The 25,530-nt window shown below is 42.8% G+C and carries 19 protein-coding genes and 3 pseudogenes; 7 read left to right on the forward strand and 15 right to left on the reverse strand.

What is annotated here, in order from left to right:
• Positions 1–14: 14 nt before the first annotated feature.
• The 3 genes from B0W44_RS15500 to B0W44_RS15510 form a co-directional block, all read right to left on the reverse strand.
• Positions 15–755: a sulfite exporter TauE/SafE family protein gene (locus B0W44_RS15500; RefSeq protein WP_228441235.1), complete on the reverse strand. Its 741-nt coding sequence runs from the start codon at positions 753–755 to the stop codon at positions 15–17.
• A gap of 156 nt (positions 756–911) precedes the next feature.
• On the reverse strand, positions 912–1,811 hold the full coding sequence (locus B0W44_RS15505; protein ID WP_228441690.1) for a LysR family transcriptional regulator: 900 nt from the start codon (positions 1,809–1,811) through the stop codon (positions 912–914).
• A gap of 313 nt (positions 1,812–2,124) precedes the next feature.
• Positions 2,125–2,421 carry a hypothetical protein gene (locus B0W44_RS15510; RefSeq protein WP_077720816.1) on the reverse strand — a complete coding sequence of 99 codons (297 nt, stop codon included), beginning with the start codon at positions 2,419–2,421 and terminating at the stop codon, positions 2,125–2,127.
• A gap of 458 nt (positions 2,422–2,879) precedes the next feature.
• Here B0W44_RS15510 and B0W44_RS15515 point away from each other — a divergent pair.
• Both B0W44_RS15515 and B0W44_RS15520 read left to right on the forward strand, forming a co-directional pair.
• A pseudogene (locus B0W44_RS15515) lies at positions 2,880–3,524 on the forward strand (IS1634 family transposase); the annotation flags it as partial.
• A 495-nt stretch (positions 3,525–4,019) separates the two neighbouring features.
• Positions 4,020–5,159 carry an IS4 family transposase gene (locus B0W44_RS15520; RefSeq protein ID WP_077720817.1) on the forward strand — a complete coding sequence of 380 codons (1,140 nt, stop codon included), beginning with the start codon at positions 4,020–4,022 and terminating at the stop codon, positions 5,157–5,159.
• A 222-nt stretch (positions 5,160–5,381) separates the two neighbouring features.
• Here the strand turns inward: B0W44_RS15520 and B0W44_RS17895 are convergent.
• From B0W44_RS17895 to B0W44_RS15530, 3 genes and pseudogenes are all read right to left on the reverse strand, one after another.
• Positions 5,382–5,568: pseudogene (locus B0W44_RS17895) on the reverse strand (IS1634 family transposase); the annotation flags it as partial.
• Positions 5,569–5,743: 175 nt separating this feature from the next.
• Positions 5,744–7,228 (reverse strand): IS1634 family transposase, encoded by a 1,485-nt coding sequence (locus tag B0W44_RS15525; protein WP_077720818.1) that lies wholly within the window; start codon positions 7,226–7,228, stop codon positions 5,744–5,746.
• A gap of 376 nt (positions 7,229–7,604) precedes the next feature.
• The gene (locus B0W44_RS15530) at positions 7,605–8,927 is read right to left on the reverse strand and encodes an IS1380 family transposase (RefSeq protein WP_169835621.1); all 1,323 of its coding nucleotides are present in this window, start codon (positions 8,925–8,927) and stop codon (positions 7,605–7,607) included.
• Between the two features lie 307 nt (positions 8,928–9,234).
• On the opposite strand from B0W44_RS15530, the gene B0W44_RS15535 reads away from it, so the two are divergent.
• Positions 9,235–9,591, forward strand: coding sequence for a hypothetical protein (locus B0W44_RS15535; RefSeq protein ID WP_228441241.1), 357 nt, complete (start codon positions 9,235–9,237; stop codon positions 9,589–9,591).
• A gap of 503 nt (positions 9,592–10,094) precedes the next feature.
• Here the strand turns inward: B0W44_RS15535 and B0W44_RS15540 are convergent.
• Positions 10,095–10,637: a magnesium chelatase subunit ChlI family protein gene (locus B0W44_RS15540; RefSeq protein ID WP_077720821.1), complete on the reverse strand. Its 543-nt coding sequence runs from the start codon at positions 10,635–10,637 to the stop codon at positions 10,095–10,097.
• Between B0W44_RS15540 and B0W44_RS17900 the strand changes: the two genes are divergently transcribed.
• Positions 10,613–11,053, forward strand: coding sequence for a helix-turn-helix transcriptional regulator (locus tag B0W44_RS17900; protein ID WP_169835622.1), 441 nt, complete (start codon positions 10,613–10,615; stop codon positions 11,051–11,053). The genes B0W44_RS15540 and B0W44_RS17900 overlap by 25 nt on opposite strands.
• Positions 11,054–11,135: 82 nt before the next feature.
• On the opposite strand, the gene B0W44_RS15550 is transcribed toward B0W44_RS17900, so the two are convergent.
• The 8 genes from B0W44_RS15550 to B0W44_RS15585 form a co-directional block, all read right to left on the reverse strand.
• Complete coding sequence (locus B0W44_RS15550; RefSeq protein WP_077720822.1) at positions 11,136–12,362, reverse strand: IS256 family transposase; 1,227 nt, start codon at positions 12,360–12,362, stop codon at positions 11,136–11,138.
• A 285-nt stretch (positions 12,363–12,647) separates the two neighbouring features.
• Positions 12,648–16,121, reverse strand: coding sequence for an FIMAH domain-containing protein (locus B0W44_RS15555; protein ID WP_077720823.1), 3,474 nt, complete (start codon positions 16,119–16,121; stop codon positions 12,648–12,650).
• A 136-nt stretch (positions 16,122–16,257) separates the two neighbouring features.
• Complete coding sequence (locus B0W44_RS15560; RefSeq protein ID WP_077720824.1) at positions 16,258–17,133, reverse strand: SMP-30/gluconolactonase/LRE family protein; 876 nt, start codon at positions 17,131–17,133, stop codon at positions 16,258–16,260.
• 99 nt (positions 17,134–17,232) lie between these two features.
• Entirely contained in the window at positions 17,233–18,255 is a 1,023-nt protein-coding gene (locus B0W44_RS15565) for a glycoside hydrolase family 88 protein (RefSeq protein WP_077720825.1), read from the reverse strand.
• An 18-nt stretch (positions 18,256–18,273) separates the two neighbouring features.
• Positions 18,274–19,491, reverse strand: a complete 1,218-nt coding sequence (locus tag B0W44_RS15570) for a mandelate racemase/muconate lactonizing enzyme family protein (protein ID WP_169835623.1) — start codon at positions 19,489–19,491, stop codon at positions 18,274–18,276.
• Positions 19,492–19,577: 86 nt separating this feature from the next.
• Positions 19,578–20,513 carry a dihydrodipicolinate synthase family protein gene (locus B0W44_RS15575; RefSeq protein WP_169835624.1) on the reverse strand — a complete coding sequence of 312 codons (936 nt, stop codon included), beginning with the start codon at positions 20,511–20,513 and terminating at the stop codon, positions 19,578–19,580.
• A gap of 5 nt (positions 20,514–20,518) precedes the next feature.
• On the reverse strand, positions 20,519–21,640 hold the full coding sequence (locus B0W44_RS15580; protein WP_335582672.1) for a mandelate racemase/muconate lactonizing enzyme family protein: 1,122 nt from the start codon (positions 21,638–21,640) through the stop codon (positions 20,519–20,521).
• Between the two features lie 80 nt (positions 21,641–21,720).
• On the reverse strand, positions 21,721–22,533 hold the full coding sequence (locus B0W44_RS15585) for an SDR family NAD(P)-dependent oxidoreductase (protein WP_169835626.1): 813 nt from the start codon (positions 22,531–22,533) through the stop codon (positions 21,721–21,723).
• Between the two features lie 320 nt (positions 22,534–22,853).
• Here B0W44_RS15585 and B0W44_RS19365 point away from each other — a divergent pair.
• The 3 genes and pseudogenes from B0W44_RS19365 to B0W44_RS15595 all read left to right on the forward strand — a co-directional run.
• Positions 22,854–23,006: pseudogene (locus B0W44_RS19365) on the forward strand (helix-turn-helix domain-containing protein); the annotation flags it as partial.
• Positions 23,007–23,627, forward strand: coding sequence for an IclR family transcriptional regulator (locus tag B0W44_RS15590; RefSeq protein ID WP_237087417.1), 621 nt, complete (start codon positions 23,007–23,009; stop codon positions 23,625–23,627).
• A 261-nt stretch (positions 23,628–23,888) separates the two neighbouring features.
• Positions 23,889–25,172: an IS110 family RNA-guided transposase gene (locus B0W44_RS15595; RefSeq protein ID WP_077719633.1), complete on the forward strand. Its 1,284-nt coding sequence runs from the start codon at positions 23,889–23,891 to the stop codon at positions 25,170–25,172.
• The last annotated feature ends 358 nt before the right edge of the window (positions 25,173–25,530 follow it).

The raw sequence follows: 25,530 nt of genomic DNA on the forward strand, positions 1-25,530 counted from the left end.
ATCAGATTCCTCCTTTATGTCACGATGAGGTTGAGGCCGACACCGATTAATAATACGGATAGCATCTGGATAATGACGTTGCCAGGCAACTTATTGGAGATTAATACACCTAGTTGAGCTCCGAGCATGACACCAATGCCTCCCCAAAGGACAGCCATCCAATCAATGTGTTGATAAAATATTTGTAGCCCAACACCCATGGAGGCGTATAAGCTGAGTGAGAAGAGAGAAGTCGCGGTTGCCTGATGTGGCGGTACTTTAAACAAGTAAATTAAGATAGGAACTAGCAACCATCCGCCTCCAATGCCAAAAAAGTTGGAAATGATACCTAATACGAGCCCGAGAATTAATAATCCGATGAATGATTTATGAGAAGCCGGGAACGCGCGTGAAAGTGGTTCCGACGCTGCGGCTGTTTCAAACTGAGCTCCGTGTACTGTGCGGCCAGGCCTGTTTTTGATGAATAAAAACATTCCAAGCGCAATCAACATAACCGCGAACGCAACGTGAAACAATCCATCAGAAACCATTCGAGATAGCTGAATTCCGAGAAATGTACCGGGAACAGCTCCTAAGGTAAGAACGAGGCCGAGTTTATAGTCGATTCTCTTCTGTTTCACATACCCTATTGTGCCGAAAAGTGAATTTAACAGCACGATTACCAATCCTGTACCTGCCGCTATTTGCGGTGTCATGTTAAAGAGAATGAGCAGTGCTGGAACGAAAATAAATCCGCCGCCAGCGCCGACGATCACGCCATATCCCCAGCAAACAGGCCAATGATTAAGAGAAGAAAACATGTAAATAAATCCATGAAAAAGACCTCATTTATGTTGATGGAATCATAATCAACATTAGCAAATCACCTTCATAAGGTAAAATACTATATTTGTATACGGTATAATCAAACGTTATGGCCTGTCGTAGCTTTGTATGAATGCAATAAGCTTGTCCAGTTCCGCATATTCGAAGCGGCTCGATTTTGTCACCAGCCACAAATCGCGTTTAAGCCTTAATTGTTCAATTTTTACTCTGTGTAGGGTGCCTGATTTTAATTCCTTCTCAACAGACATTTTCGGTAAAATACTAATGCCGAGGTTCGCTTCAACAGCCGCTTTAATAGCTTGTGTACTACCGAGCTCCATGTAATTTTCTATTTTATCCAGCATATTGTGCTGTTTGAATACATTTTCTATGATTTTTCGTGTCCCGGAATCTTCTTCACGCCAAATCATTCGTTCGTGAAGCAGTTCCTTTAAATAAATCTCCTGTTTCTTCTCCCATGGATGTTCGGAAGAGCAGACGAGGATAAGCTCATCTTCAGCGAATTTACTTACATCAAAATAATTATCCTCAACGACACCTTCGACAAGGGCGATGTGAATGTGATTCATCGTCAACGCTTCTAACATGGCGGGAGTGTTGCCAATCTTTAAGGACAATTTTATATGAGGATTCACTCGTTTGAACCGGCCAAGTATTTCGGGTAATAAATATTCACCGATCGTTAAAGAAGCCCCAATTTTTAGGTGAGGTTCTATTTTTCCTGCAAGGCGTCGAATGGCTTCTTCTGAGTTTCTGAAATCAGTTGTAATCGTTTTTGCGTACTGATAAAGAGTTTTTCCTGCCTTTGTCACTGCAAGTTTTCCGTCAGTACGATCAAACAGCGGCGTACCGTAATGGACTTCCAGTTGTCTGATTTGCCGTGTGACAGCGGGTTGCGAGAGGTAAGCCCTTCTGGCAGCCTGACTGATGCTACCCTCTTCAACGACAAGGCAGAATATTTCAAGATGACGAATATTGATGTGCATCTCCTCCACGTATAATTGTGTAAAATGGTTTTCTAAAAAGTTCTCGCCTTAAAAAGCGAGTAATCCGAATCCAAAACATTCTAAGAATAGGATTTGAAATTAATATGAATTATTTTTCGAAAAATCTTTAATAAGGTGATACCAACCTAAATACACTAAATTGACTAGATCGACACATCCATCTAAGAAAACGCCGGAGAGCCTCTATTCTCAATTTTTTTCAATTGTTTAACAGTATCTGCGGGACTGATCAGCTGAGTTATTCATTACTATTCTATCATCATCAATATTATACAATTCCCAGTCTCTTTCCTTAATCAAAAGGAATCATCTTATCAATAACTTCAATTTCAACGTCCATTTCTGTAGGATCCCATTTTATAACAGACAATAATCCAATGATCGGCACAATTGCTCCACGAAGTTCAGTTGGATAAGATAGTGCAGCCATTGTTTTCCCTTGAGCTCCCGGACCCATAGAATGCCCAAATATAAATGTGGCAAGTGGAATTGCTGCCCATATTAGGGAAGAGTGATCAATTGCCAACCCTATCACTATTATTAAACTCATGGCAACTATTCTGTAACCTATAATCGCTAATTTACTCATCCCCATTTTGTGAGTAGAAAAGCACCAGTAAACCCTCCGATTATACCAAAAAGGTTAAAAATGATTGTTCCAGTAATACAATTAATAATTCCTTCACCTAAGAGAATAATTGAACTTGTAGGATATAATACCCTACAGCAAAATACTGCATCGACTGAGTAGACGATATAGTGGAAGTGATAAATTTTATATTTACCCGTTTAATAATCCACCTTTTTTTACCGGGTTCCCGTTAACAAAGTTTCGGGAAGATTTGTACCACCGTTTAAACGTCATCCATATTCAGCTCCCGCCACTGAGGGAACGAAAAGAAGACATTGAATACTTGAGTCGATAAACCGGAAAATTGAACCGATATCCGAAGTACTGGAAACTCTGCAAACCTATCACTCAAGTTCGACAGTAATGGGCACATTTTTTAGATCCTTGTTATCCACAATTCCCCCGTTACAGGAATGTATCCACAGGACACGGTGGATGTCACTGTCGTCGAAGAAGTTAAAAAGGACTTAGTCGGTTGGAAACTCGGCCGTGTCATCAGTGTCATGGATCGCGGCTTTTCTTCCGAAGCCAACCTCCGTTTTCTCCAACGTGCCGGTGGTCATTACATCGTGTGGGAACGGATGCGATCCGGTTAATCGACCACACAAGAAGCACTGGCGCGCAAAGGGCGCTATCAAACCGTTCGCAACAAACTGAAAGTGAAAGACATCGGTGAAGCCCGCAAACGCTTGGTGCTCGTCTACAATCCGAAAGAAGCGGAAAAAGAGAAAAAACACCGCGACAAGATCATCGAGGATTTGACCCGGGAACTGGAAAATCTCCGCCAATTACCGGACAAACAGCACACAAAAGCGGTATGTGCCCTTCGGTCTCATCAAGTCTATGGCCGGTATTTGCGCCAATTAAAAGACGGCCAACTGAAACTGAACAAACAAGCGATTCGGGATGCCGAGCGTTACGATGGCAAATACCTTATTCGTACATCGGATGATACCCTATCCGCCGAAGATGTCGCCTTAGGCTATAAGCAGCTGATCGAGGTAGAAGCGGGGTTTCGGAAGCTGAAATCCACCTTATCCCTTCGGCCGATGTACCACCAATAGGCATGATAAAAGCGCGGTTCCTTGAAATCGGTAAACCGCGCAGTATCAATGTTTTTTAGTGGTGCGGACGGAGGGACGAACCCGCGACGAATAAGTAAAAGTGCAATCTGGGCGAAATGAGCTGACTTTGACGGTCTCTTTCTGTATCGACGGATTCATTGCAGGCATCAGCAGCAGCTTGTTGATTGCATAACGCATTTCAACTCCGATTATTTTTCAATTACCACGGTTTAAAAACCATTAGAATGAAAATAGAAATGATTAGTGTGTTTTCTATCCAATCATGCTTGGCTTTTTTATTTAATAATTCTTTATATTCCCGCGGAATACTTTCACCAGCGTGTGTCTTGGAGCACTAGCGTTGCATTAATTAAATCCGATGATTCATAATACCCTCAATGTTCACATTTATTTTGTCCAACTGACAAAAAAATCCTTTACAATGGATGTACAGGGTGGTTCCTGTCCAAATCCAACATAAAGGATACCGTTATGGACAAGAATACACTGATTTCATCATTTGGTAAATGGGTGGCACCCATTAATTTTTCCCATTTTGAAAAACAAGTTGCCGCCACCAATCAGGACAAATACACCAAGAAGCTCACGACAAAGGCTTATCTGATGCTTTTCCTGTATGCACATCTTCAGGAAGAAGAGAGTTTACGCGCAATTTCGGATGCCGTACTCGATGAAGATTTGGGGCAGGCACTCGGACTCGATGGGATTAGCGCTTCCCAATTGTCTCGAAAGAATAGGGAAGTGGATCCATCGCTGATGGCCAATGTGTTTCTTCATCTCGTTCAGCAAATCCATCGGCACAAACAAGGCAAGAAACGGGTGGATCTACCGGTCAAAATCATTGACTCCAGCACCATTCCTTTAAGTTTAAGCCGCTATAAATGGGCCACTTTTCGCAAGACGAAGGCCGGTGTCAAATTACACTTACGCCTTGTCTTTATGGACAAAGGAACGGTCTATCCGGAAAAGGCCATCGTTACACCGGCTAACATCCACGACCGTACCCAATTGGAGGTTCTCATAGACGAAAAAGAAGCGATGTACGTTTTTGATCGCGGTTATGTCGACTACAAGAGATTTGACCGCTATTGTGATAAAGGGATTTTCTTCGCTTCGCGTCTGAAGAAAAACGCGGTGATCCGCACCCTTGAAACGTTTTCCGTCGCGGAAGAAAGCCCCATTATGTCAGATTCGATGGTCGTCATCGGTACCCCTCAGAAACGAACGGAAAATGTATTCCGGCTCATTGAAACCGTTGATTCGAAAGGCAATGTCATTCGCCTTGTGACCAATCGTTTTGACCTGAGCGCCGAAGAAATCGGTGACATCTATCGTTCGCGTTGGGCGATCGAGCTGTTTTTCAAGTGGCTTAAGCAACACGTGCGAATCAAAACCTTTTTCGGAACGAGTGAGGAAGCCATCCAAAACCAGATTTTCATGGCACTCATCGCCTACTGTCTGCTTGTTCTCGTGCAAATGGAGACCAAAGCGAAGCAGTCCATCTTGCAATTAAAACCATGGTTAAAATCTTTTCTTTGGAAATCCTATGAAAAATGGTTTCACCGCATCCAATTTCGTTCGATGAGGCGAAAGAGAAAACTCTCGACATAAGCGTGTTTGTCGTTGTCACTCTAGGACTAACTGTATAATATTACCAAATGGGCAGCACCACCTTTTATGCGGTATTTGTCTTTTTAGCCCTATTAGATGAAATATGGATAACTGAATATTCAATCAAGTAATTGCCAAGTTTTATGCAACAGTAGTGATTCTGTGTTAAATTCAAAATTCCTCCCTTTATGTATTTTTTATATTTTTAATACTATGTCAAGTTATTTCTTCGACAACATTCATATCCGCTGTGTGACCCGACCATACCCAGCAGCGGATGGGGATCCCTTCGCGAGTCACGGCCATTCCGATGACAACCTGAAGTAGATCCAGTCGTTTATCTTTCGAATAACCCTGTTGACGAAGCGTCGTCAGGTGCTTCATGGGGTTCGACTTCGAAATAAGAGGTCAACCTCAAGGTTCATAAGGTTGGTTCGTGTCAAATAAAGTTCGCAAAAACCATCAGCACTCCGAACAGGTTTATGCCGTTTGCGTAGTTCTTGACTCAAGTTTGACACGGCACATCACTGAAAAGCCTGAAACCACTACGATTTCAAGCTTTGTTTCCATCGCATAACACTACATTATTTAGTGTTATGCGTATTCACAAGAACCCTTGGCGGCGCTTGGGTACCAATCGCCACAAATGCGGCATTGGCTTCTCCTTGCAGCTCCGTTCGTACCATTTGATCCTCTCCATTGACGGTGATGAGAGAAGCCTTGATTTGGCTTACATCATACAAAACATCCTTCACGCTTTTCCTGCACCCGGTCTCTTTCAGTTTGTACGCTAGATAGGACTCCAGGACAAGCGCCAGGAAGCAGACCAGGATATGACCACGAATCCGGCTTTCATTCCGGTGGTACATCGGGCGTAATTCAAGCCCGGTTTTCAAGTTCCGAAAGGCCTGCTCCACCCGCCATAATTCCTTGTATGCTAAAGCCACCTCTTCATCCGAAAGGTTGGTGTTGGTCCGTATCGCATACTTTCCATCAAATTTGGCGTCCTCCGCCACCTTGACTTCATCAATTTTCGCCGATGCTTTTTCCACTGTCAGGAACTTGGAGTAGGCTCGGTTTTTCACTAATCCGGAGGGCCCTAATTTCTCCAGCTTGTCTTGTAGCTTCTCCAGCACCAAGTCCCTTGTCAGGCGGTCGCGTGCTTCTGCGTCAGGATTATAACAGAGGACATACTGCTCACCATCCATCTGTTTTGATTTCACCTTTAGGTTTTCACGCACCTTTTTATACGGTCCACGGATGGACAGGAGTTCCTGTGCCTTTTTGGATTTGCGTAATTTCACACCGACAATGTATTGCATACCCAAATCTTTGATTTGTTCCAGATTCTTTTCGCTCACCATGCCACGATCCCCGACAAGGATGACCTTGTCAATTGGGTAACGTTTTTTGATGTCCTCAATGACCAGTGAAAAAGTTTTCGTGTCATGCATGTTTCCAGGAAACACCTGATGTTCGATCGGAATCCCTTGTTTGGTCATCAAAAGACCGATGACCACTTGTTTGCGGTCTCCGCGGTGATCCTTTGAAAAACCGTAACCAGCGATTTCCTCATCTGCATGTTCCCCTTCGAAATAGCTGCTGGTGGTATCATAAAAGACAATATCTACATCCAAGGACATCAAATCCGTTAACCGTCCATAAAGCTGATTTTCAATTTGTTCTTTTCGTTCACTTAAAAAATCCAATGCTCTGTAATAGTGATGAAGCTTTATGTCGGAAAGACCTTCAACCGTTTGGACCCACTTTTTGAACAATCGGTACTTGCTGTTTGGATCCATCAACCGATTCAATACCATGGCAAAGATCGCCTCGTCATAACAGGAGGCCACTTCGGCATCATTCATGAGTTTTTGCAATAAACGGCCCAAACCAATCTTGTCCCATATTTTCCGAAACAAATAGACCGATCCAAACTCTTTTGTCCATTTCATGGAAACGGTAGAGGAAGCCCCCTGACCATGAATACGGTCGAAATAACGTTCCGAGAATTTGGCAAGTCCCTCGATCATCGTATCGATGGAGCCATCCTCTGTAAGATTTTCCAACCTCCCCAGATTACAGAGGGTCTCTTGGCGAACCTTGTTTTCGACACGGTAGGTGCGGCAAATTTGTACATATTGACGGATGGAACCGTCCTTGTTTTTTGCTGATTAATCCGAAAATACATAACACTATTATTATAGCACATTATCTTTATCCTGAATTATTCATAACCGCGTCTCAAATGTTTTAAAAACCAGTTTCAAGCCTGATTTTTGTAAGTTTTTGGTTTCCCTAGATGTTTTCTCAAATATATTACCTAATCTACTGGAAAAACAGCAGGAAGTCATACGCTAGCTTTCATAATCGGCTGTAAAAGGGCACACTGATCCTGTGGTCAATGTGAATGCTATGAGATTGACTTTTCTAATATCATCTCATTCAACCAAACCGTGGGAGGTGATGGATGGTTCGTAAAGTCTGCCAATAAGCCTTTTGATACAGACAACTGCTGCACAGTTTAAATGTCAGATATCTGCCTGAACGAACCAGCTTTCCCGCGATCTTAAGCAACTTCAAACGGATGTTATCGATACGATTTTTGTTCATCGTTCTGGGTAGACACAGTCGACGAAACCAGTTGTTGAAGTTATAGGCGAGCACCATGAGTTGCAGCTTTGTGGCGTTGCTGTAAAACGATGGACTGCTCATCTGATCGAAAGCAAAGCCGTTCTTGGCTTCTTTGATAAAGTTTTCCATCGTGCCACGGTTCGCATAAAGCTTGACGATGTTTTTGGGTGAGAGCCCCATGTTGGTCACGATGAAGGTGTAGGTGAAGAAAAGCTCACCTTCCGGTTTCTCCATCTTGACCACCACACGACGCGGCTTATCCCAAGCACGTGCCTGGTAGTCAAATGATGTGTAAAACACCTTAGCTTCTGTCGTGTTCAGATCAAACTGTTTCCAGAGTTCATCTTCAAATGGCTGTGCTTTTTGTTTCAACACGTTGTTTGCTTTTAAACGGATCACATAGTGGACATCATGCGTTTCCGCCAATTGATAGAGAGCCGGGATGGCAAAACCGCTGTCCCCGCGTATGCATAGCGTTGCCCATGGACTTTGCTTCCGATATCGCTTGATTTCAGGGCCGACAAAGCGGACGACTTGCCGGGATGTGTACACATGACCAGCGCGCAGTTCTGCTTTGAGACAATCTCCAGTCAGTCCATCAAACATCATCAGGGGATGGTAACCCTGGGCTTGATAATGCGTGTTAAAGGCGGATCCATGCTGTTCACCATAGGCGGCCAAGTTGGTCGAGTCCAGATCCATCATGATGTTTTCCTTGGGTTGGATGATATCGACTCGTTTTTGCATCAGTGAATTGACCGATTGCAACTGCTTCATCGTTTCCTTATCCAATTTCTGATTTAGCCGGGAAATGGTCGGTTGAGAAGCCAGGACTTCTTTACCCAAAATGGTGGTCAACACAGGTTCATGACGTAATTCATCGGCATGATCATCCGCATGATACCCGGCAATGTGCTGATAGATCTTTTGGATGATGACGTCATCGTTAAAATGGATGTGATGACGGTTTGGATCATTCACATTGAGGTGATCCGTGATCGCTTGACTGAGCCCGATTTTTTCATCAAATTCTTTATACAGTAACCAACCGGCATCTGAGGTCAGGTTTCCACCTTCAAAATTGACTTTCACACTTTTGTTGAAATGCATGGTCTGCTCGTTTACACTATGCATAAGGGAGCCTCCTTGGTTTGTATTGGTTTTGGTCACTTTTACAATACCAAAGGTGGGCTCCATTTCTATTTTTCACCCATTGGGTGAAAAGGTGGAATGCTTTTAATGGCCTGGTATGACGCGCTTTTTGATATTTTAAGTTCAGCTATATGAATAATTCAGGTTAATCAAATTTTATACGAAAAAGCCTTATAATCATGCTTCTATCGCCTTTGATGAAGAACTATCAACGGTTTATAGTTTTGGAAGAAAAAATCCGAGGAACCCACTTATTGGCGGATTTGTATGCGAAGATATGTATTCGAGGTTGTTTATGCAAGCCGATTGTGCCATCTATTCTTTATCTGTTCGAGAGGAGCAATTTTACAAACTAAAATCCTGTATTCAAGAAATTGCAGCCCGAAAGGAACGATATCACTATAATTTGTTAGGAATCTTTGGTGTCATGTTGAATATGCCAATAAAAAGAAAGAATGCTTTCTTCTGCTCTCAGTTTGTCGCATCCATCTTAAAGCAAGGCGACCTCATTCGCCCGGAAAAGGATTTATCCCTTATTCAACCGCATGAATTGCCTTTTTTGGCAGATTTTCAACTGGTTTACGAAGGAAGGGTAAAGGATTATTCCCACAAAATAATGAGGGAAAGAGTCCCGATCCCTCAATAGTGTTTAGACTTGATGCCAAGAAAATTTTGCCGTTGGAGGGATATGACGAACACTTTGTTGAATTGAACAGTAATGCTTCCCAACGAGCGAAATGTGCCGGCGGTAAAAAGAGATTGCACCCCACCTTAATGATCATGTAGATGGACGAAGTTGCTAACGGCACTTTCTCAGGCAAAACCAAAACTGCCGTCGCATTATCCAAACCCGTTTTTCAGGATGCGCATCGCTTTAGGCGCTTTCTTAACAAATGCTTCCAGAGTATCGTTAAGCAGTAATCGGGTTGTTTGACTGTCGGCCGCTTCCAGTATCGACGGACATGGCGATGGACGTCATCTCTCAACATCTTTAATGTAGCATCCAAAAAGTTGAGCGCACAACAAATCGGTCTGACCAGCGTGGCCAGGTCCTCCTAAAAGTGTTGGCGAATGCCACGGACTAAACCCGCCACGGGCATCAGAAGCGATCCAATCAACATCCTTGAGCCTTCGCTGTTTTAACCAAAATCATCCCAAAGAATCCCAATATTTCCGGTCCAAGCTGCGGTATTGGATCGCCTCAGCGATGTGCGGTGTATCGATCCGTTCTGCACCTTCCAAATCGGCAATCGTCCTCGCGACTTTCAGTATGCGGTCGTGGGCGCGGGCGCTCAATCCGAGTGTGTCGAACGATTGGGCCAACAACTCACGCGACGGCTTCGTCAACTGGCAATACCGGCGGATCGCCTTCGGGTGCATCGTGGCATTTGTTGAAAAAGATTCCCGCTTGTACCGCTGCATCTGCAGAGCGTGCACACGGTTGACCCGTTCCCGTATCGTCTCCGATGACTCATTTGGTCCTGTGTCCATCAGCGTCTGATAGTCGACTTTTGGCACCTCGATGTGGATGTCGATCCGGTCAAGTAAAGGGCCGGACAATTTGGAGCGGTAACGTTGTATTTGGTGCGGCGTACACGTGCACGTGTCGGCTGGCGAACCAAAATATCCGCACGGACAAGCGTGTAAGCCAGTCCTATGGAAATTACGTGATAAAGCGGGAACATACACCACTTGAAAAACTATATTCCCATCTTGAAGAAGAGTCTCCCGGCAAAAGAATCAGAAAAGCCCGCTTGGACAAGAATCTATATCTGTATGAACTGGCAGAGCTCGCTGGACTTACTCCGGAAGAAATTTCCCACATTGAAAGAGGGTTTGTAAAGATTCCTAAACCAAAAACTGTCAAAAAGCTAGCCAAAGTATTGAGTAAACCTATTTGGTACTTAGGATGTTACGACAAACTCCCAGAAAAGACAATCGGCCAAAAGTTGAAAAAGGCTCGACTGTATCATGCTCATACCTTAAGTGATGCGGCAAAATATTTGGGTGTTAATGAAAGGAGCATTAGAAACTGGGAAAAGGACGCAAGAAAGCCTCTCCCTGATAATTTAAAAAAATTGGAAAAGTATTTTGGTGTATTGAAATAAGTAGAATGGCTGGATGGTTCTTCTCTTTCTTTAGATCAAGTCCAAAATTGTGTGTAAAAAGCTCCTCGGTTAGATAAGCTGCCTACATGATGCGTGTCACCTTACTATGTGTTTTTGCTGAATGGCTTTTGCGCCAGGTGAAGTAATCTTCCATATCGAGGTATTTCCGACCACTGGCCCACTTCTCATCCTGTTCCATGAGTAAGGCCCCCAACAGACGAATCACCGATTGGCGGTTGGGAAAAATGCGAATCACACGTTCCCGTCTGCGGATTTCTTCGTTCAACCGCTCGACGCTGTTGGTGGTACGCAGTCGCTTACGGTACTTCTCAGGGAAAGCCAAAACGGCGGTGGCATCATCAAACCCGTTTTCCAAAATACGCATGGCTTTAGGCGCTTTCTCTTCAAAGACTTTCAGCGTTTCGTTCAAAAGCATTCTGGCTGTTTCGATATCCGCTGCATCCAGGATGCCACGGACATGGCGATGAACTTCGTCTCTCAGCGCTTTTGGTGTGGCATCCAGAATATTACGCATCAAATGGGTTTGACAGCGTTGCCAGGTGACCCCTTGGAAATGGTGACGAATGGCACGGACTAAACCGCCATGGTCATCAGAGGTGATCAAATCGACACCACCAAGACCACGTTGTTTTAACCAACTGAAAAATTCGCTCCAGCTGGCTTCCGATTCCGTGTCACCGGTCATGATCCCCAAGACTTCCCGGTAACCGTCTGTGTTGACACCGATTCCTATCATCACTCCTCTGGACCGTACCCGGCCATCCTCACGGACTTTGAGGTACAAGGCATCCACCAGCACAAACGGGAACCGGCGGTCTGAAAGCGGACAATAATTCCAAGCCTCCACAATAGGATCAAGCCTTTTGCACAGGTCTGAAACGGTGGACTTGGAAAAATGAGTGCCGCAAAGCTCTTCGGTAATCTGAGTCACTTTACGTGTGGAAACCCCATTCACGACCATTTCCATCAAAGCCAACACCAAAGCTTGCTCGCTCCGTTGGTAACGGGCAAACAGTTCAGTGGAGAACTGACCGTTTCGAATCCGTGGAACACGTAACGTAATGGTCCCCACCCGAGTGGTTAATTGATGAGGATAGGATCCATTGCGATAGCCTTGACGGGAATCCGTGCGTTCATAGCGTTCAGCTGCCAGCTGTTCGGTCACCTGCGCTTGGAGAATTTGGTTTAATACCGATTCCAGTAATTTCGCTACACCAGCGTCTTTTGAATGTCCTAAAAAAAGTTGCTGCAAAAGTTCTTGATCTACGGTAATCTGGTATTGAGCCATTTCAAAATTCTCCTCTCCAGAATGGTATTTCCGACAACTCCATTCTAACCGAGGATTTTGAAATTGGCTCCTTTATTTTTAAGGAATCCATTTTACACAATTATAAGGACTTAACTAAAACATGCCACAGCACTTAAAAAAAACTCCTTTATAAAAATACGGCTATCAGGCTGTTTAATCATTTTTATCAATCGGGGTTTGATATGACCCTATTCACTCTTAAACATTACTTATTAAGTTAATTGGGTACCCTATTAAGAACGCCCCAACCGGAAAGTATATGTCTCAAGACGGGAAAAAAGACCTTCCGAAATGGAAGGTCTTCGTTAGGAGAAACATGAGTTTGTTCTCCTCATTTTTATAAAATTTTTCTTCAGACCAACGGTCTATGATTACCTGTGCATCAGCATCTAGTATGTCTCTTGCTTCTTCTGAAATATATTTTTGCATGCCCCGTTTATACAAATGTTTCTGAAAATCTTGCATATGTTTAACGGCGGCATTGTCACGTCCATGATCTTTGTGATGCTCCACCTGATCCAGTCGGTTGCTCAACTGTTTATAAAGTGGCGTTTGTAAGGCATTCATATCCTTATAGTATTCAAGGGTGTCACGTATAAGCGGAATACTCACTGCTACGTCAAACTCAACGATATTGGATGTGACAGTGATACCGGCCAGCGTTACTTCCGACCATACTTCAAATGATCGGACATCTTGGACTTCTTCCGCCAGTGTGATCCGGCCTTCAGCATCGATTTCAACGATATCGGGGTGACTGCTTGCATATTCAATGTCCGCTCCGCTTAAGTCCGCTTCTGTTCCGTCATTCATCAAACCACTGACAGATAAGACAGTACTTTCTCCGGGATTCAACTCTGTCTGATCCGCACTTAAGCTGACATCATCTAAAACAGCTGGATCATCTACTTCATCACTCCATCCCATGACTAATAGATTATCAAATACAGTTTGTTCATGATAAGTTCTAAATCCAATTCCACCTTTCATCAAAGAAGTTCCTTCATCAATTATACTGATTAATAGCTCATCATTTACATAACCATCTATTTGTTCTCCTTGAACATCAATTTTTAGCTCATACCAGGTTCCTTGAGTAAAATTATAATCAATTTCTTTAAGAAGTTTAGCTACTCCGTTTTCCCACTTGTAAAGTTCGGCAACTGTCCTACCAGCATTATTAGATAACCTGAAGTGATAGAAATTTCCTGTGCCATTATATCTAAATATTATCCCTGAACTCAGATTAGCTGGCGCAGTTCTCATAATAGGTTTCATATCAACTGAAATGATATAATCACTCCAATCACGATCACCAGCTACACTCAAGGCAGCAGCATTGCTTGACCCTTCATAAACAGTGCTTCCATCCTCTAAAGTTGTTGCCCATTCACCTGATTCAACTGTCCAGGTATTTTCATTAAAATCTTCAAAGTCTTCCTCAAAGAGGGTAGCATTGGGTGCTAGTCTTACTACTACTTCAGACTGTAAGTTTATTACTTCGCCCTGTCCGTAAGAGATGTTTATTGGTATGACATATTTGCCGCTATCAATACCTGGTAATACTTCTATGTCGTAAGACAAATTTACAGTTTCATTTCCAGGTATCGTCACTTCTTGGCTGTTCTGACTTGTATCAAATCCCTCTCGTAAGTCTATGCTGCTTTGAACAGTAATATCATGTTCTGTTGTATTAAACAAGGTAACACTTACATTTATTGTTTCTCCTGGAAAAGCAGTATTTGTTTGATTTGAAAAAACATACCCTAAGTTATCCGGGGCATTGATTTGTACATTTTCAAATACCGCCTCAGAAGCCTGAGAAAGACTGCCAGGAACGGTTACAATTCCAATGTAACTATCATTACTAATATTATCCATTGATATAACTTGAGTTGTGATAAGATTCCATTCGGCTCCATCAGTGGAATAATATCCGTTTATGGTATTTCCGACCTTTTCAAGTTTAAACCAGACCGGGATATCCTGACCAAATTCTATTGGTGTTTCAGTATGAGTCTCTTCACCTTTTTCGTTCCGATAACTTATACTAATATCACCTGAAGCTGTATAACTAACATAGACATTCTGAGCGTCTTGATCCAAACTTTTTCTAATCATGATGCCAGCTGTTGCATTTTCACTTGTACTTTCTAGTGAATTCAATCTCGCTATAATGGTTGCATCACCATACACTTGTTTATAAGCATATTTAAAGCTATCATTAATACCTCCTACATGTCCTGTGCTTTCGATACTAAAGGTATCGCCCGAATAATCACTGTAGCCTGATGCACCACCTATTGTTTGTTGTTCCCATGATTCCGGTAATGAACCAAAATAAGAATCATTCGTGAGTATATATTTATTTTGATGTTTTATCCACTTAGCTTGATAAGCTCTTGCAGCTAATAATGCGACCCACTGTTCCCTTCCGGAGTAAGTATCCTCTGAAGATGCTGAGTATGTTCTTCCATCGTCATGCCTGTTTTGCATATCTAAAACCATTTGTGCATGGTAGTTTTCCCAATAATCAGCTTTCTGTGTGACTAAGTTATCAAAACCAAAAGCATCTGCATATGTGTCCATCATAGCAAAGTTCATACGCCGGTGAGTTCCCCAGTCATTTCCCTGTGGATAGTATATATCCGGAGAATCATCGATATATATTGTTCCTCCAGGTGCATTATAAGGCGGACTATCAAATTTAAGGTCTACCAATGAATTATATACAATATCAGCGTTAAAAAATGCTGCCTTAGGTGTAGCCATTTCAGCAAGAGTGTATAGTACGGGTGCGTTAATAATTTGACCTATAGAAGTCATATAATCTGGATGTATTCTTGAGTGATTGATAACTGTACCGTCATCATATGCATTTGTTCCATTGAGCCATTCTTTAACTTGTTTTCCATGTAGAATCTCGGTATTATTAAGGTCATGTGGTCGGGCATAAGATGAAATCATAAGTTCAATATTTTTATCCATCCAGCCATTCCAGTTAACATGACTTGGCATCATAGATGTTGCAAGTTGTAATATGCCTGAATTCCATGCATTCTCTTCAGCTTTGGTATCTCCTGGATACTTTATATTGCCTGATTCATCCATATAATAAGGAACTTCATAGGTTATAAATCTATTTGCCTCGTACTCTACCATTTTTCTGACATATTCCCGATCAGTTGTTGATAAATCATCCCACATTAACCATCCTGAAGTACCTACTAGATTTGCCCATAAAGCACTTTGCCAAGCATCACCCCAGCCTCCAGGGGAATTTACTTTATGGTAATAAGCTGCAGATTTTATGATTTTTATAGCCCGGTTAACAGCTTCCTCCTTAGAAATACCGACGAATGAAGCATCATATATCCCTAGTTTAATGGCAGTTGCTATACCTAAAGCTGCACTTGCGGGGGGTCTAATATTTCCTTCTCCCACTCCTCCTAAATCAAGATAGCCACCTGTTTGTGAACCAAAATTCTCTTCATACCACACTGTTAAGTTATATTTAACTGCGTTCAAAAGAATATTTTCCATACGTAGTGACGATTCATCCTCAGGAAGTCCGTTTGTAAAACGTGACCAATCTATAGGTTTCACACTATTCCTGTCATTATCCCCAACCGTATTATTTCCATCCTCCGCCATTACAAGCATAACAGGACCTGCGATTGAGAGTATTACACCCAAAACACAGATTATTGATATTAATATTAATTTCTTTAAGCCCATTTATATCTTCCCCTCTCGGAAATTATTAATGAAATCCTTCTTCCGTTCCCTTATACACGCTTCTCAGTGACTTTGCTTTCATTAGTTGCAAAATCACGATACAATTTGACGACAAATTTTTCTAAGAGTCTAATAACTAACCTTTAAATGCATAGGTGGGGGCTCCTTTCACATTTGTTTTTACTCTGAACAATCCTCCGGCATGCGGCTGCTTGGATAACTCATCCTCGCTTATGCCGAATCTGGCCGTAGTGATAAACAGTTCATCCAAATTTTTCCCACCAAAAACGCACGAAGTGCATAATGATGCAGGCAGTAAAATGCGGTCTAACTTTTTACCCGTATAAGGATTCCATCGAGCTACCTGATAGCCTCCCCAATGTGCAATCCATAGCATTCCTTCCTCATCGATCGTCATACCATCCGGTTTACCTTCTCGATCCGGTACCTTTATCACGACTCGTGACTTCGAAATATTGCCAGTTTCGAGTTCATAGTCAAAAGCGGTTACGCTCTGTGTGGGAGTGTCGATGTAATACATCGTTTGATGATCCGGGCTCCAGCAGATACCATTGGAAACGCTCACATTAGTAAGAACAGGTTGAATACTCTCATTAGTATTCAGGCGGTACAATGTTCCCTGTTCCGCTTCACCCATTAGTGACATTGTACCCGCCCAGAACCTTCCTTTGGGGTCACACTTCCCGTCATTAAAGCGGTTGTTAGTCAAATGTCGCTCAGGATCGCCAATAAAACATAAAGCTTCCGTTCTAAGATCTAAAGTATAAAAACCACTGGCCAGAGCTAATGCGACCCCGCCAGCTTCTCTTGGGACAACCGCTCCGACAAACTGATTTAATTGGATGCTCCGATTCTCGTGCTTGTAAGGATCATAAACATGTACTCGTTTTTCTTGAACATCCACCCAATAAAGCACTTGATTGGTCTGATCCCAAGAAGGTCCTTCGCCAAGTGTCGCATTTGCATCCAGCACAAGTTGCGGTTCTTTCATAAACAACACCCTCCTCCCAATCCTTAAATAATAAAGACGTCCAGCATATGTCGTGATTCCGGCACCTACCTAACTTTGTTTAGGTAATCCGTTAAAGTTTCAAACGTCTTCGTTTTTTCGCCTTCCAGACAGCCTCTCCTTCTCCAAGAATGCTCTTAACAGGGCACCCTGCCCCCAAATATAACTGCCAGTTTTTCTTGAATTGTAATTATGTATATTACCTACTGGGGTGGCGTCCGACACTCCTAACAATTGACCATTTTGATTAACGGAGTTTAGTAAGTGGTAGAATGACTCATCAGCTACGTTTAAATAGCTCTTGTCACACACTTCCAACCTGCATGCCTTGTAAACAATTCCAGAGAATAACGCTGGCAACGAATTTTCAATATATGTTTCCGGGTGGTCCAGCACAGTGTGCCAGCCTTTGTTGCCGCTATCATAATAATAGATAACAGTGTTTAAACACTCTTTGAAGACCTTTAATAAATAACTCTTGATTGGACTTGTTGGCAAGTTTTCATACGTGTCTAAAATCCCATACAATGCCCAGCCATTTCCCCTTCCCCAGAAGATATTGTTCGGAGCACTTTTATCTACTTCGTAACCATGTGAAAAGAGGTGATTTTTTTCGTTGTATAAACAATGAATATGGCCTACGAAATGTTTAATTAATAATTCATTAAATCTTTCATGTCCCTGTTTAATCATCTTTGAAAAAAATCGCCCATCTGTATACAAACAATCAACCCACAAATGATGATTCAACGGGTATTCTTTATCAGGCCGATGTACGGGCGGTTCCCCTTCATTGTAATTAAAAAATAAGCTTGTTAATTCAACTAACGGCGCATCCGGGATATCGTTGGTTTCGACTAATTTCACTAACGAGTAGGAAGGCGTCACATGATCTTCAAACTGAACTTGAGAATCTTTTAATTCCCACCATTTTTGAAAATGATCAACCGTTCTCTTTTTTAGTTTTTTATCATTAAATAGCTCGCCCGCATCCAGCAAAGCATCTATAGCAATAGCTTCACCAAATCCCCAGTATTTTGGCTTATAATTGTAAACTGTTGAAAGAACATTCATAAAACATTTTTCATATTGTTCGTTAACCACATAATCCCCTCCCTTTCTTTAATTGGCATACGCCAAAAGCTTGTCTTCTATTATGTCGATTCCTAAACCTGGTTTCTGAGGAAGTTTTAGTTTTCCATTGACTTGTTCAAACGGAGTTTTTAAAATAGCACTGCCAATTGGGTTCACTCCGGCCCAATACTCCATGATCATAAAATTCGGGACAGCCGCCGCTAAATGGGCGCTTGCTGCAAAATGAATGGCTGAACCGATACTTACATGTGGAGCAAAGGCCGCACCGTTAACATCTGCTAAAAATGCGATCTTACGACATTCCGTAATTCCCCCGGCACGACATATATCAGGTTGTACGAGATCCAGTGCTTTTTTCTCAAAATATGCTTGTGCTTGATATCGGCTAGTAATTAAGTCACTTGCGATTGGAATATTGATTGCATTTGACAATTCACTATAAACTGAAATGAGTTCAGGGGGCGCGGGGGCTTCTAAGAAACCAACACCATACTCTTCTGCAAACTCTCCTAACTCCTTTGCAGACTTAAGATTATAATTACCGGCTGTATCTAAGTACAATGCACATTGACTTCCAGCTACATCCCGTACGATTTCTATCGTTTTCTTATCAGCGGTAATGCCATGTCCGCCGGCTATCTTTATTGCATTAAACCCTTTTTGAAGCAAGTTTTCAGTATCCCGAATTAATTGATTCACTGCATCTTGGTCAGCACCTTGCCTCAACCCCGGGACTCCGGAACCATACAAATTAATTTCATCTCTAAATGCACCCCCCAACAGTTTATAGATAGGTTGGTTTAATGATTTACCGAGAATATCCCATAGAGCAATATCTATGCCACTAATCGCTTCTAAGAAAAAACCCGACAGATGCCCTCGTAAACGCATGGTGGAATACATTTTTTCCCATAAAACTTCTGTCTCAAAGGGATCCCGATTTAATATTATAGGTGTTAACAATTCGTCAATAATAGTTTTGACTACTTTTGGAGCAACGGGTGCCTTTGCTTCTCCCCAACCAATAATCCCTTCATTTGTTTGTACTTTTACGATACATGTGTCTATGGTGTCAGAATAACTCGCCCGCATTCTCCATTTAGGTGGATACTCTAATCCTTCTGGAACAACGACCTTCGATTGGTTCTTTTTTTGTTCAGTAACCCATGACCTTTTCCCCCAATACTCTTGCTCACCTGTATTTTCAGCTTGTATAGCATATGTTTCTACTTTTGTAATTTTCATTCGTCCAAACTCTCCTTTCGTAACCATCATTCTTTTCTCAAGGCAAAGCGGCTGCAACGCGGACACTCATATGAATCCGGAACTGGTTACCTTAACTTCGTTTCCTGCCAATTTAAAGCATTCAATGTAAGACCTTCGAGTGTATTGTACACATGTCTTTTAATATCATCAGTAAGGGGTACATTCGGGTTTCTCACATAAGAAGAGTTTATAACCCCGCCCGTTTTTAAGATATCTTTGTGTACGGCCATAGCATACTTTCCTAGTGTGCCAATTCTTATAAAAGGCAAATATTTGTAAAATACACTTCTAGCTTCTTTAAATTCTTGCCTTGAAAAGTGCCTGTATATTTTTACACAAACATCGGGAAATTCGCATGCCGGCATTGTCCCGATTGCTCCGCTTTCCAGTTCTTCAATGAGATACATCCCGTTCATACCGCCGAACACTTTTAAATTTCCTCCCGATTTGTCAACAATTTCTTTTATTTTAGGAGTGGTCGGCGGTGATTCAACTTTAACATAAGAAATGTTAGGAAAGTCCTTGTTTAACCTGATAATAAAATCAACGGAAAGATTCACTCCACTCGCATTTGACGCATCTTGAATCATAATCGGAATATCGACGGACCGGGCGACCTCTGCAAAATAGTCATACAGACGTTCATTGTCGGGCTTTACATAATAAGGCGGAAGAACCATTAAAGCACTTGCACCTGCCTTTTCAGCTTCCTGACTTAACTCGACAGCCCCTTGAATACCTGTATGACCGGTTCCGTATACGAGCGGCACTTTTCCACCGGTCTCTTCAACCACAATGCTTGAAATCCGTCTGCGTTCATCATTCGTTAAGGTATACATTTCACTGGCATTGCCAAAAAGAGCGATCCCATTCACTTGTTGAGCAATCTGGAAACGAACCAATTCTCTTAAACTATGTTCATCCAAATTGCCCTGCTCATCAAAGGGAGTGGCCAGTATGGGATAAACACCTTCTAAATGGACTGAATCTAATTTTGCCATGATAGTCATGATAGCCTCCTTCCGTTAGTTAACAAGAGTGGATTACTGCAATTTTCTCTTATAAAGGCTTCATCGACGTTTACTCCTAATCCGGGTCCGTCAGGCAATAAATATCTCCCTTTTTCACAAACTAAAGAATTACAGACTAATTTGTTCGCATTTGGAAATACACTTGGTTGAAACTCCAAGATGTAAAAATTGTTGATCGCCGCACTCACTTGCAAGGTCGCTGCAATACATATTCCGAGGCCGACACTCAAGTGAGGAGCAATAGGGATGCCGAACGTTTCCGCTAATACCGCAATGTTTCTCATCTCGGTAATCCCGACACGCCCCACATCGGGCTGCAGGACGTCCGCAGCGCGTTTAACCAGACGCTCTTTAAATTGAAACTTCGTTCGCTTCGCTTCACCGATCGCGACTGCCATATCCAACGATCTTGTAATCTCAACATGACCGTCCACATCTTCCGGCAGGGTCGGAGCTTCCAAAAATTCAATATTTAATTTTTCAAGCTCTCTACCTAATCTGATGGCATCGGGTACAGTATATTGCCAATGGGCATCGACCATTAGGCGAAAATCGGCTCCAAGATGTTCCCGCAATTGATTCATGATCTCGACATCTTCTTTAATTCCATAGCCCAAGTGCAATTTGATAGCATTGAACCCTTGCTGTTTCCACTGTTGAGCTCTTTCTATTTTTTTGGCCATTTCTTTTTCCGGCAGTCCGGATACATAAGCAGGAATTTCACTTCTGAACGCCCCGCCAAGCAGTTGATGAACAGGCAGATCGAGCGACTTGCCATAGAGATCCCACAAGGCAACATCAACAGCGGTAATCGCATCCACCATAAAACCGGTAAAGTATCCGCGTTCACGCATTGAATCATAAAGTTTATTCCATATGACGTTAATTTGCCTCGGGTCTTTCCCCAATAAAAAAGGTTTGAACAAACTGGAAATAATGTTCCCGGGTATTTCCGGGCCTACCGGGGCTAAAGCTTCTCCCCACCCTTCTAGACCATTGTCTGTCGTAAGCTTGACGATTAAACTTTCCAGATTTCGCGAATAGATGGATCGGTACTCGGGCGTACATAGTAATCCTCTTCTTTTAAACCTGACGATTCACCCAAATAAATGGGAGAATTGTTTATTTTAACTGGAAAAATTTCAATCGAAACAATCTTCATTGGCTCACCTTCATGTTACTTTTCTAATTTAAAGAACCCTTCTTTCCAACGGCTTCTCAATCCGGGTTTAATCACCGCCCCGACCGCTTGGACAGACATCCCCCCGTCGACGACCAGATTGATGCCGTTAATAAATCCCGCCTTGTCATCTGCCAAAAATAGAGCAGCATAAGCGATATCTTCCGGTTTGCCCAATCTTCCCAGGGGATAACATTCCAACGTCATTTCCCATTCACTTTCATGCTCTTTAAGAGCTCTTTCTGTCTGTTCAGTTAAGATAAATCCGGGTGAAATAGCATTGACCCTTATATTTTGAGCGCCATACTCGACTGCCATTTGTTTTGTGAGCGAGATGATTCCTCCTTTGGCAGCAGAGTAAGCGGGAAGCCCGGGACTGACACAAAAAGCATTAATGGAAGCCATGTTGATAATGCTCGGATGTTCCGATTTTTTGAGTGCGGGCAAGGCGTATTTGCTGCATAAAAACACAGATTGCAAACACAAATCAATGATCGTGTTCCACTCACTTGCCGGCAAATCTTCGACCGATTTGGCATAAGTCATCCCAGCATTATTAACTAAAACATCTAAGTGCGAAATAGTGTTGAAAACCTTTTTGATTGCCTGTTCGTCTCGAACATCGAGGCGGATAAATTTCGCCGACCCGCCTCCATCAATGACGCGCTGCTCGACTAGCTTTCCGTTGTCAACATCAATGTCCGCAATAAATACAAAGTATCCTTCCTCCGCAAATTGAATCGCCATACTTCTACCGATACCGTTAGCAGCACCCGTGATAAAAACTGTCTTTTGTTCGATAGCGTTCACACCCTTGATATATTGGAAATTGATTTTTATAATATGTAAATAAGTTTTATATAATGAATGATAAAGTATTCAAAATGATTCAGTCAAGTCCAATCCGCATATTTTTTTATTTTTCTTGCAAAGGGCCAAACCAATTTTATTATATTCTTTTATCTATATGAAGAATTTAGATGCTGTATCATAATGAACGAGACAGGTCAATGACAAAAATTAATAAAATAATATTGCTTATTATGAAATAAGATTATATAATACGAAATAACTCTAATAAAGATTCATTTGCGAAAGGGTGTAATTGGTTGTCAGTACAAAAATCCACAATGCCAACGCAAAGTGTTACCAGAGCTCTGGCTATCCTGTCATGCTTTACGGAAGAAGAACCACTCCTCAGAGGATCCGATATAGCCAAAAAGTTGGACCTTACGGCCAGTAATGTTTCAAGACTTCTCTCTACAATGGAAAGCTTGGGATTCGTGGAAAAGGATGAATTTTCAGGTTGTTACCGCTTAGGACCGGAGATTATATCCCTAAGCGGAATCGCTTTAAACAATTATGAAATCAGAAAACAAGCGCTTCCGGAACTTCACAAGTTGGAACAAGAACTGCAATTGGGGGCTAACCTGGCCATTTTAAATAAAGGAAAAATGTTTTATCTGGCCCATGTAGATAGTCGCAAGTCACCGCGCATGTACACCATGGTCGGCTATCGGAACCCTTTGCATTGTACCGGGATCGGAAAGGTGCTGCTTGCTCACCTGGAAAAAGACGAGCTTGATTCGATCATAAAACAAGAAGGGCTTTATCCGCTTACCCAACACACTATTACCAATAAAGAAGATTTGCTTAAGGAACTGGAAACGGTGAGAAATCGAGGTTATGCGGTGGAAAAGGAAGAGTTAGCACTCGGAAGAGCATGCATCGCTGCCCCTGTTCGCGGCAGGACCGGGAAGGTTTTAGGCGGAGTTAGCATTTCGGGCCCTTTATCCGAGATGAATCTGGAAGAACGCGAACAAAAGCTGTCGAGGAAGTTAATAGAAACAACGGACCTTATCTCATTAAAAATGGGGTATATCACGGTCGCCAATCGGTTATAGATTGGATTCAGTTTTTAAGGGATTGTTCAGTTTTTACCTTGGCACTTTACTTTCGCTCGATTTTCAAGCGTTTACACACATGATTTCCGCTAATTCCTGAGCAGCAATCCAAATTGTAAAATTTACGAAACATTCTTACATAATAAAAGGAGCATTCCTGTAATGAAGAAAATTGAGGTTTAACAAAAAAGAGCCTCCTTGGTATAGTACGGGATGTCGATGACATCGACTCCTAAATTCAAAACCCAAGGAGGACTCGAAGTGAATTATAACCGGAATAAGAAATTGAAGCAAATCACACCGGAGACATTAGTTGTAGGGATTGACATTGCGAAAGAAAAGCACGTCGCCCGAGCAGTCGATGACCGAGGGTATGAGTTTGGTAAGCGATTGGTTTTTGAAAACAACATAACGGGCTTTGAGCGATTATTAGCTTGGGTGTCCGAGAAGCAACAGGCATATGAAAAAACACATGTGATCCTCGGTTGTGAACCGACCGGACACTATTGGTTCAATCTCGCCTATTTCGCCAAGGCGAAAGAAATCCCGTTTGTCGTCGTCAATCCGATGCATGTGAAAAAAGCGAAGGAGCTCGATGACAATTCGCCATCTAAAACAGATACAAAAGACGCCCACGTCATCGCCCAATTGATCACAGACGGCCGATACGCCGTACCGAACCTGCAAGAGGGTGTATATGCCGAACTGCGGGAAGGCCTTAAAATTCGCGATCAGCTGTCGAAAGATTTGCAGATCATCACCGGTCGGATTGACAACTGGCTCGATCGTTATTTTCCGGAATTCCGGAGAGTGTTTAAAGATTGGGATGGCAAAGCCGCTTGGTATACCCTGAGCCATTTCCCATTGCCGGCAGAGGTCACTGCCATATCGGCAGAAGACCTGGTGAGGGAGTGGAAACAGGTCGCCCAGCGAGGCATCGGAATCAAACGGGCCCATACACTGCGGCAAGCAGCTGAGCGTTCCATCGGATTAACCGTCGGAACGCGGATGGCCAAACGTGCCCTGCAAAGTTTGCTCAAACAATACGAGCATCTTCAAGAAAGCATCGCAAGCATCGATGAAGAGATGGAGCAGCTGGTCAAAGTGATTCCAGGAACTGAAGAGATGATCGCCATGAAGGGCGTTAACGTTTTGACCGTGGCCACCTTTTTCGGCGAGGTTGGAGACATCGCCCACTATGAACATCCACGCCAGATCCAACGCCTTGCCGGGCTGAGCTTAACCGTACACCAATCGGGGAAATGCAAAGGTCAGACCCACATCACCAAGCGTGGACGCAGGCGACTGCGCAAAGCCTTATATCTCGTGGTTCGTCCGCTCGTTGTGCATAATGCGGCCTTTAAAGCCTTGCACGAATACTATACAACGCGGCAAGAACACCCGCTTAAGAAACAAGAATCGCTCATTGCCCTGAGTTGTAAACTCATCCGCGTGTTTTTTGCAATGGCCAAGAAACGATACCGGTTTGACGGCGAGAAAATGCTGCGAGACATGCCTCAGTTTTCCATACAGGAAGCAGCTTAAAAGAAAAAGTTAGGGAGTAGGCAACCTTTCGTTTGACACTCAAGGACGGTGGGAACACAATCGAAGCGCAGAGCCGAACCATATTTTCACCATCAGGGCCCAGACCCCGTAAAGGAGCAAAGTCGGCCTCCACCTCATGGATATGCCGGACGAAGGAATGTGAGGAGAAAATCCCGTGAGCCATGGGAGGGTAAGCGACCATGAGCTGAGTGGAGAAGAGATGCGCGATCATAAATAATTTTGAAAATTCCATTACAGGAGTTTTAGGGCATTACTCTTCACTCTATCGGAATATTCCGAAAAGAGGACTTTCTGGTAAAAGCCATGAAAAAGCTTCGAAATAAGTTCCTATGAAAAT

This window comes from Novibacillus thermophilus, assembly GCF_002005165.1.
GTDB lineage: Bacteria > Bacillota > Bacilli > Thermoactinomycetales > Novibacillaceae > Novibacillus > Novibacillus thermophilus.

What these genes read in the sequence shown, in the direction of transcription:
- B0W44_RS15520 (WP_077720817.1), top strand. Translation starts at nt 4,020, where the DNA reads ATGGACAAGAATACACTGATTTCATCATTTGGTAAATGGGTGGCACCC.
- B0W44_RS15575 (WP_169835624.1), bottom strand. Translation starts at nt 20,513, where the DNA reads ATGGCAAAATTAGATTCAGTCCATTTAGAAGGTGTTTATCCCATACTG.
- B0W44_RS15530 (WP_169835621.1), bottom strand. Translation starts at nt 8,927, where the DNA reads ATGCATAGTGTAAACGAGCAGACCATGCATTTCAACAAAAGTGTGAAA.
- B0W44_RS15570 (WP_169835623.1), bottom strand. Translation starts at nt 19,491, where the DNA reads ATGAAAATTACAAAAGTAGAAACATATGCTATACAAGCTGAAAATACA.
- B0W44_RS15550 (WP_077720822.1), bottom strand. Translation starts at nt 12,362, where the DNA reads ATGGCTCAATACCAGATTACCGTAGATCAAGAACTTTTGCAGCAACTT.
- B0W44_RS15510 (WP_077720816.1), bottom strand. Translation starts at nt 2,421, where the DNA reads ATGAGTAAATTAGCGATTATAGGTTACAGAATAGTTGCCATGAGTTTA.
- B0W44_RS15505 (WP_228441690.1), bottom strand. Translation starts at nt 1,811, where the DNA reads ATGCACATCAATATTCGTCATCTTGAAATATTCTGCCTTGTCGTTGAA.
- B0W44_RS15555 (WP_077720823.1), bottom strand. Translation starts at nt 16,121, where the DNA reads ATGGGCTTAAAGAAATTAATATTAATATCAATAATCTGTGTTTTGGGT.
- B0W44_RS15560 (WP_077720824.1), bottom strand. Translation starts at nt 17,133, where the DNA reads ATGAAAGAACCGCAACTTGTGCTGGATGCAAATGCGACACTTGGCGAA.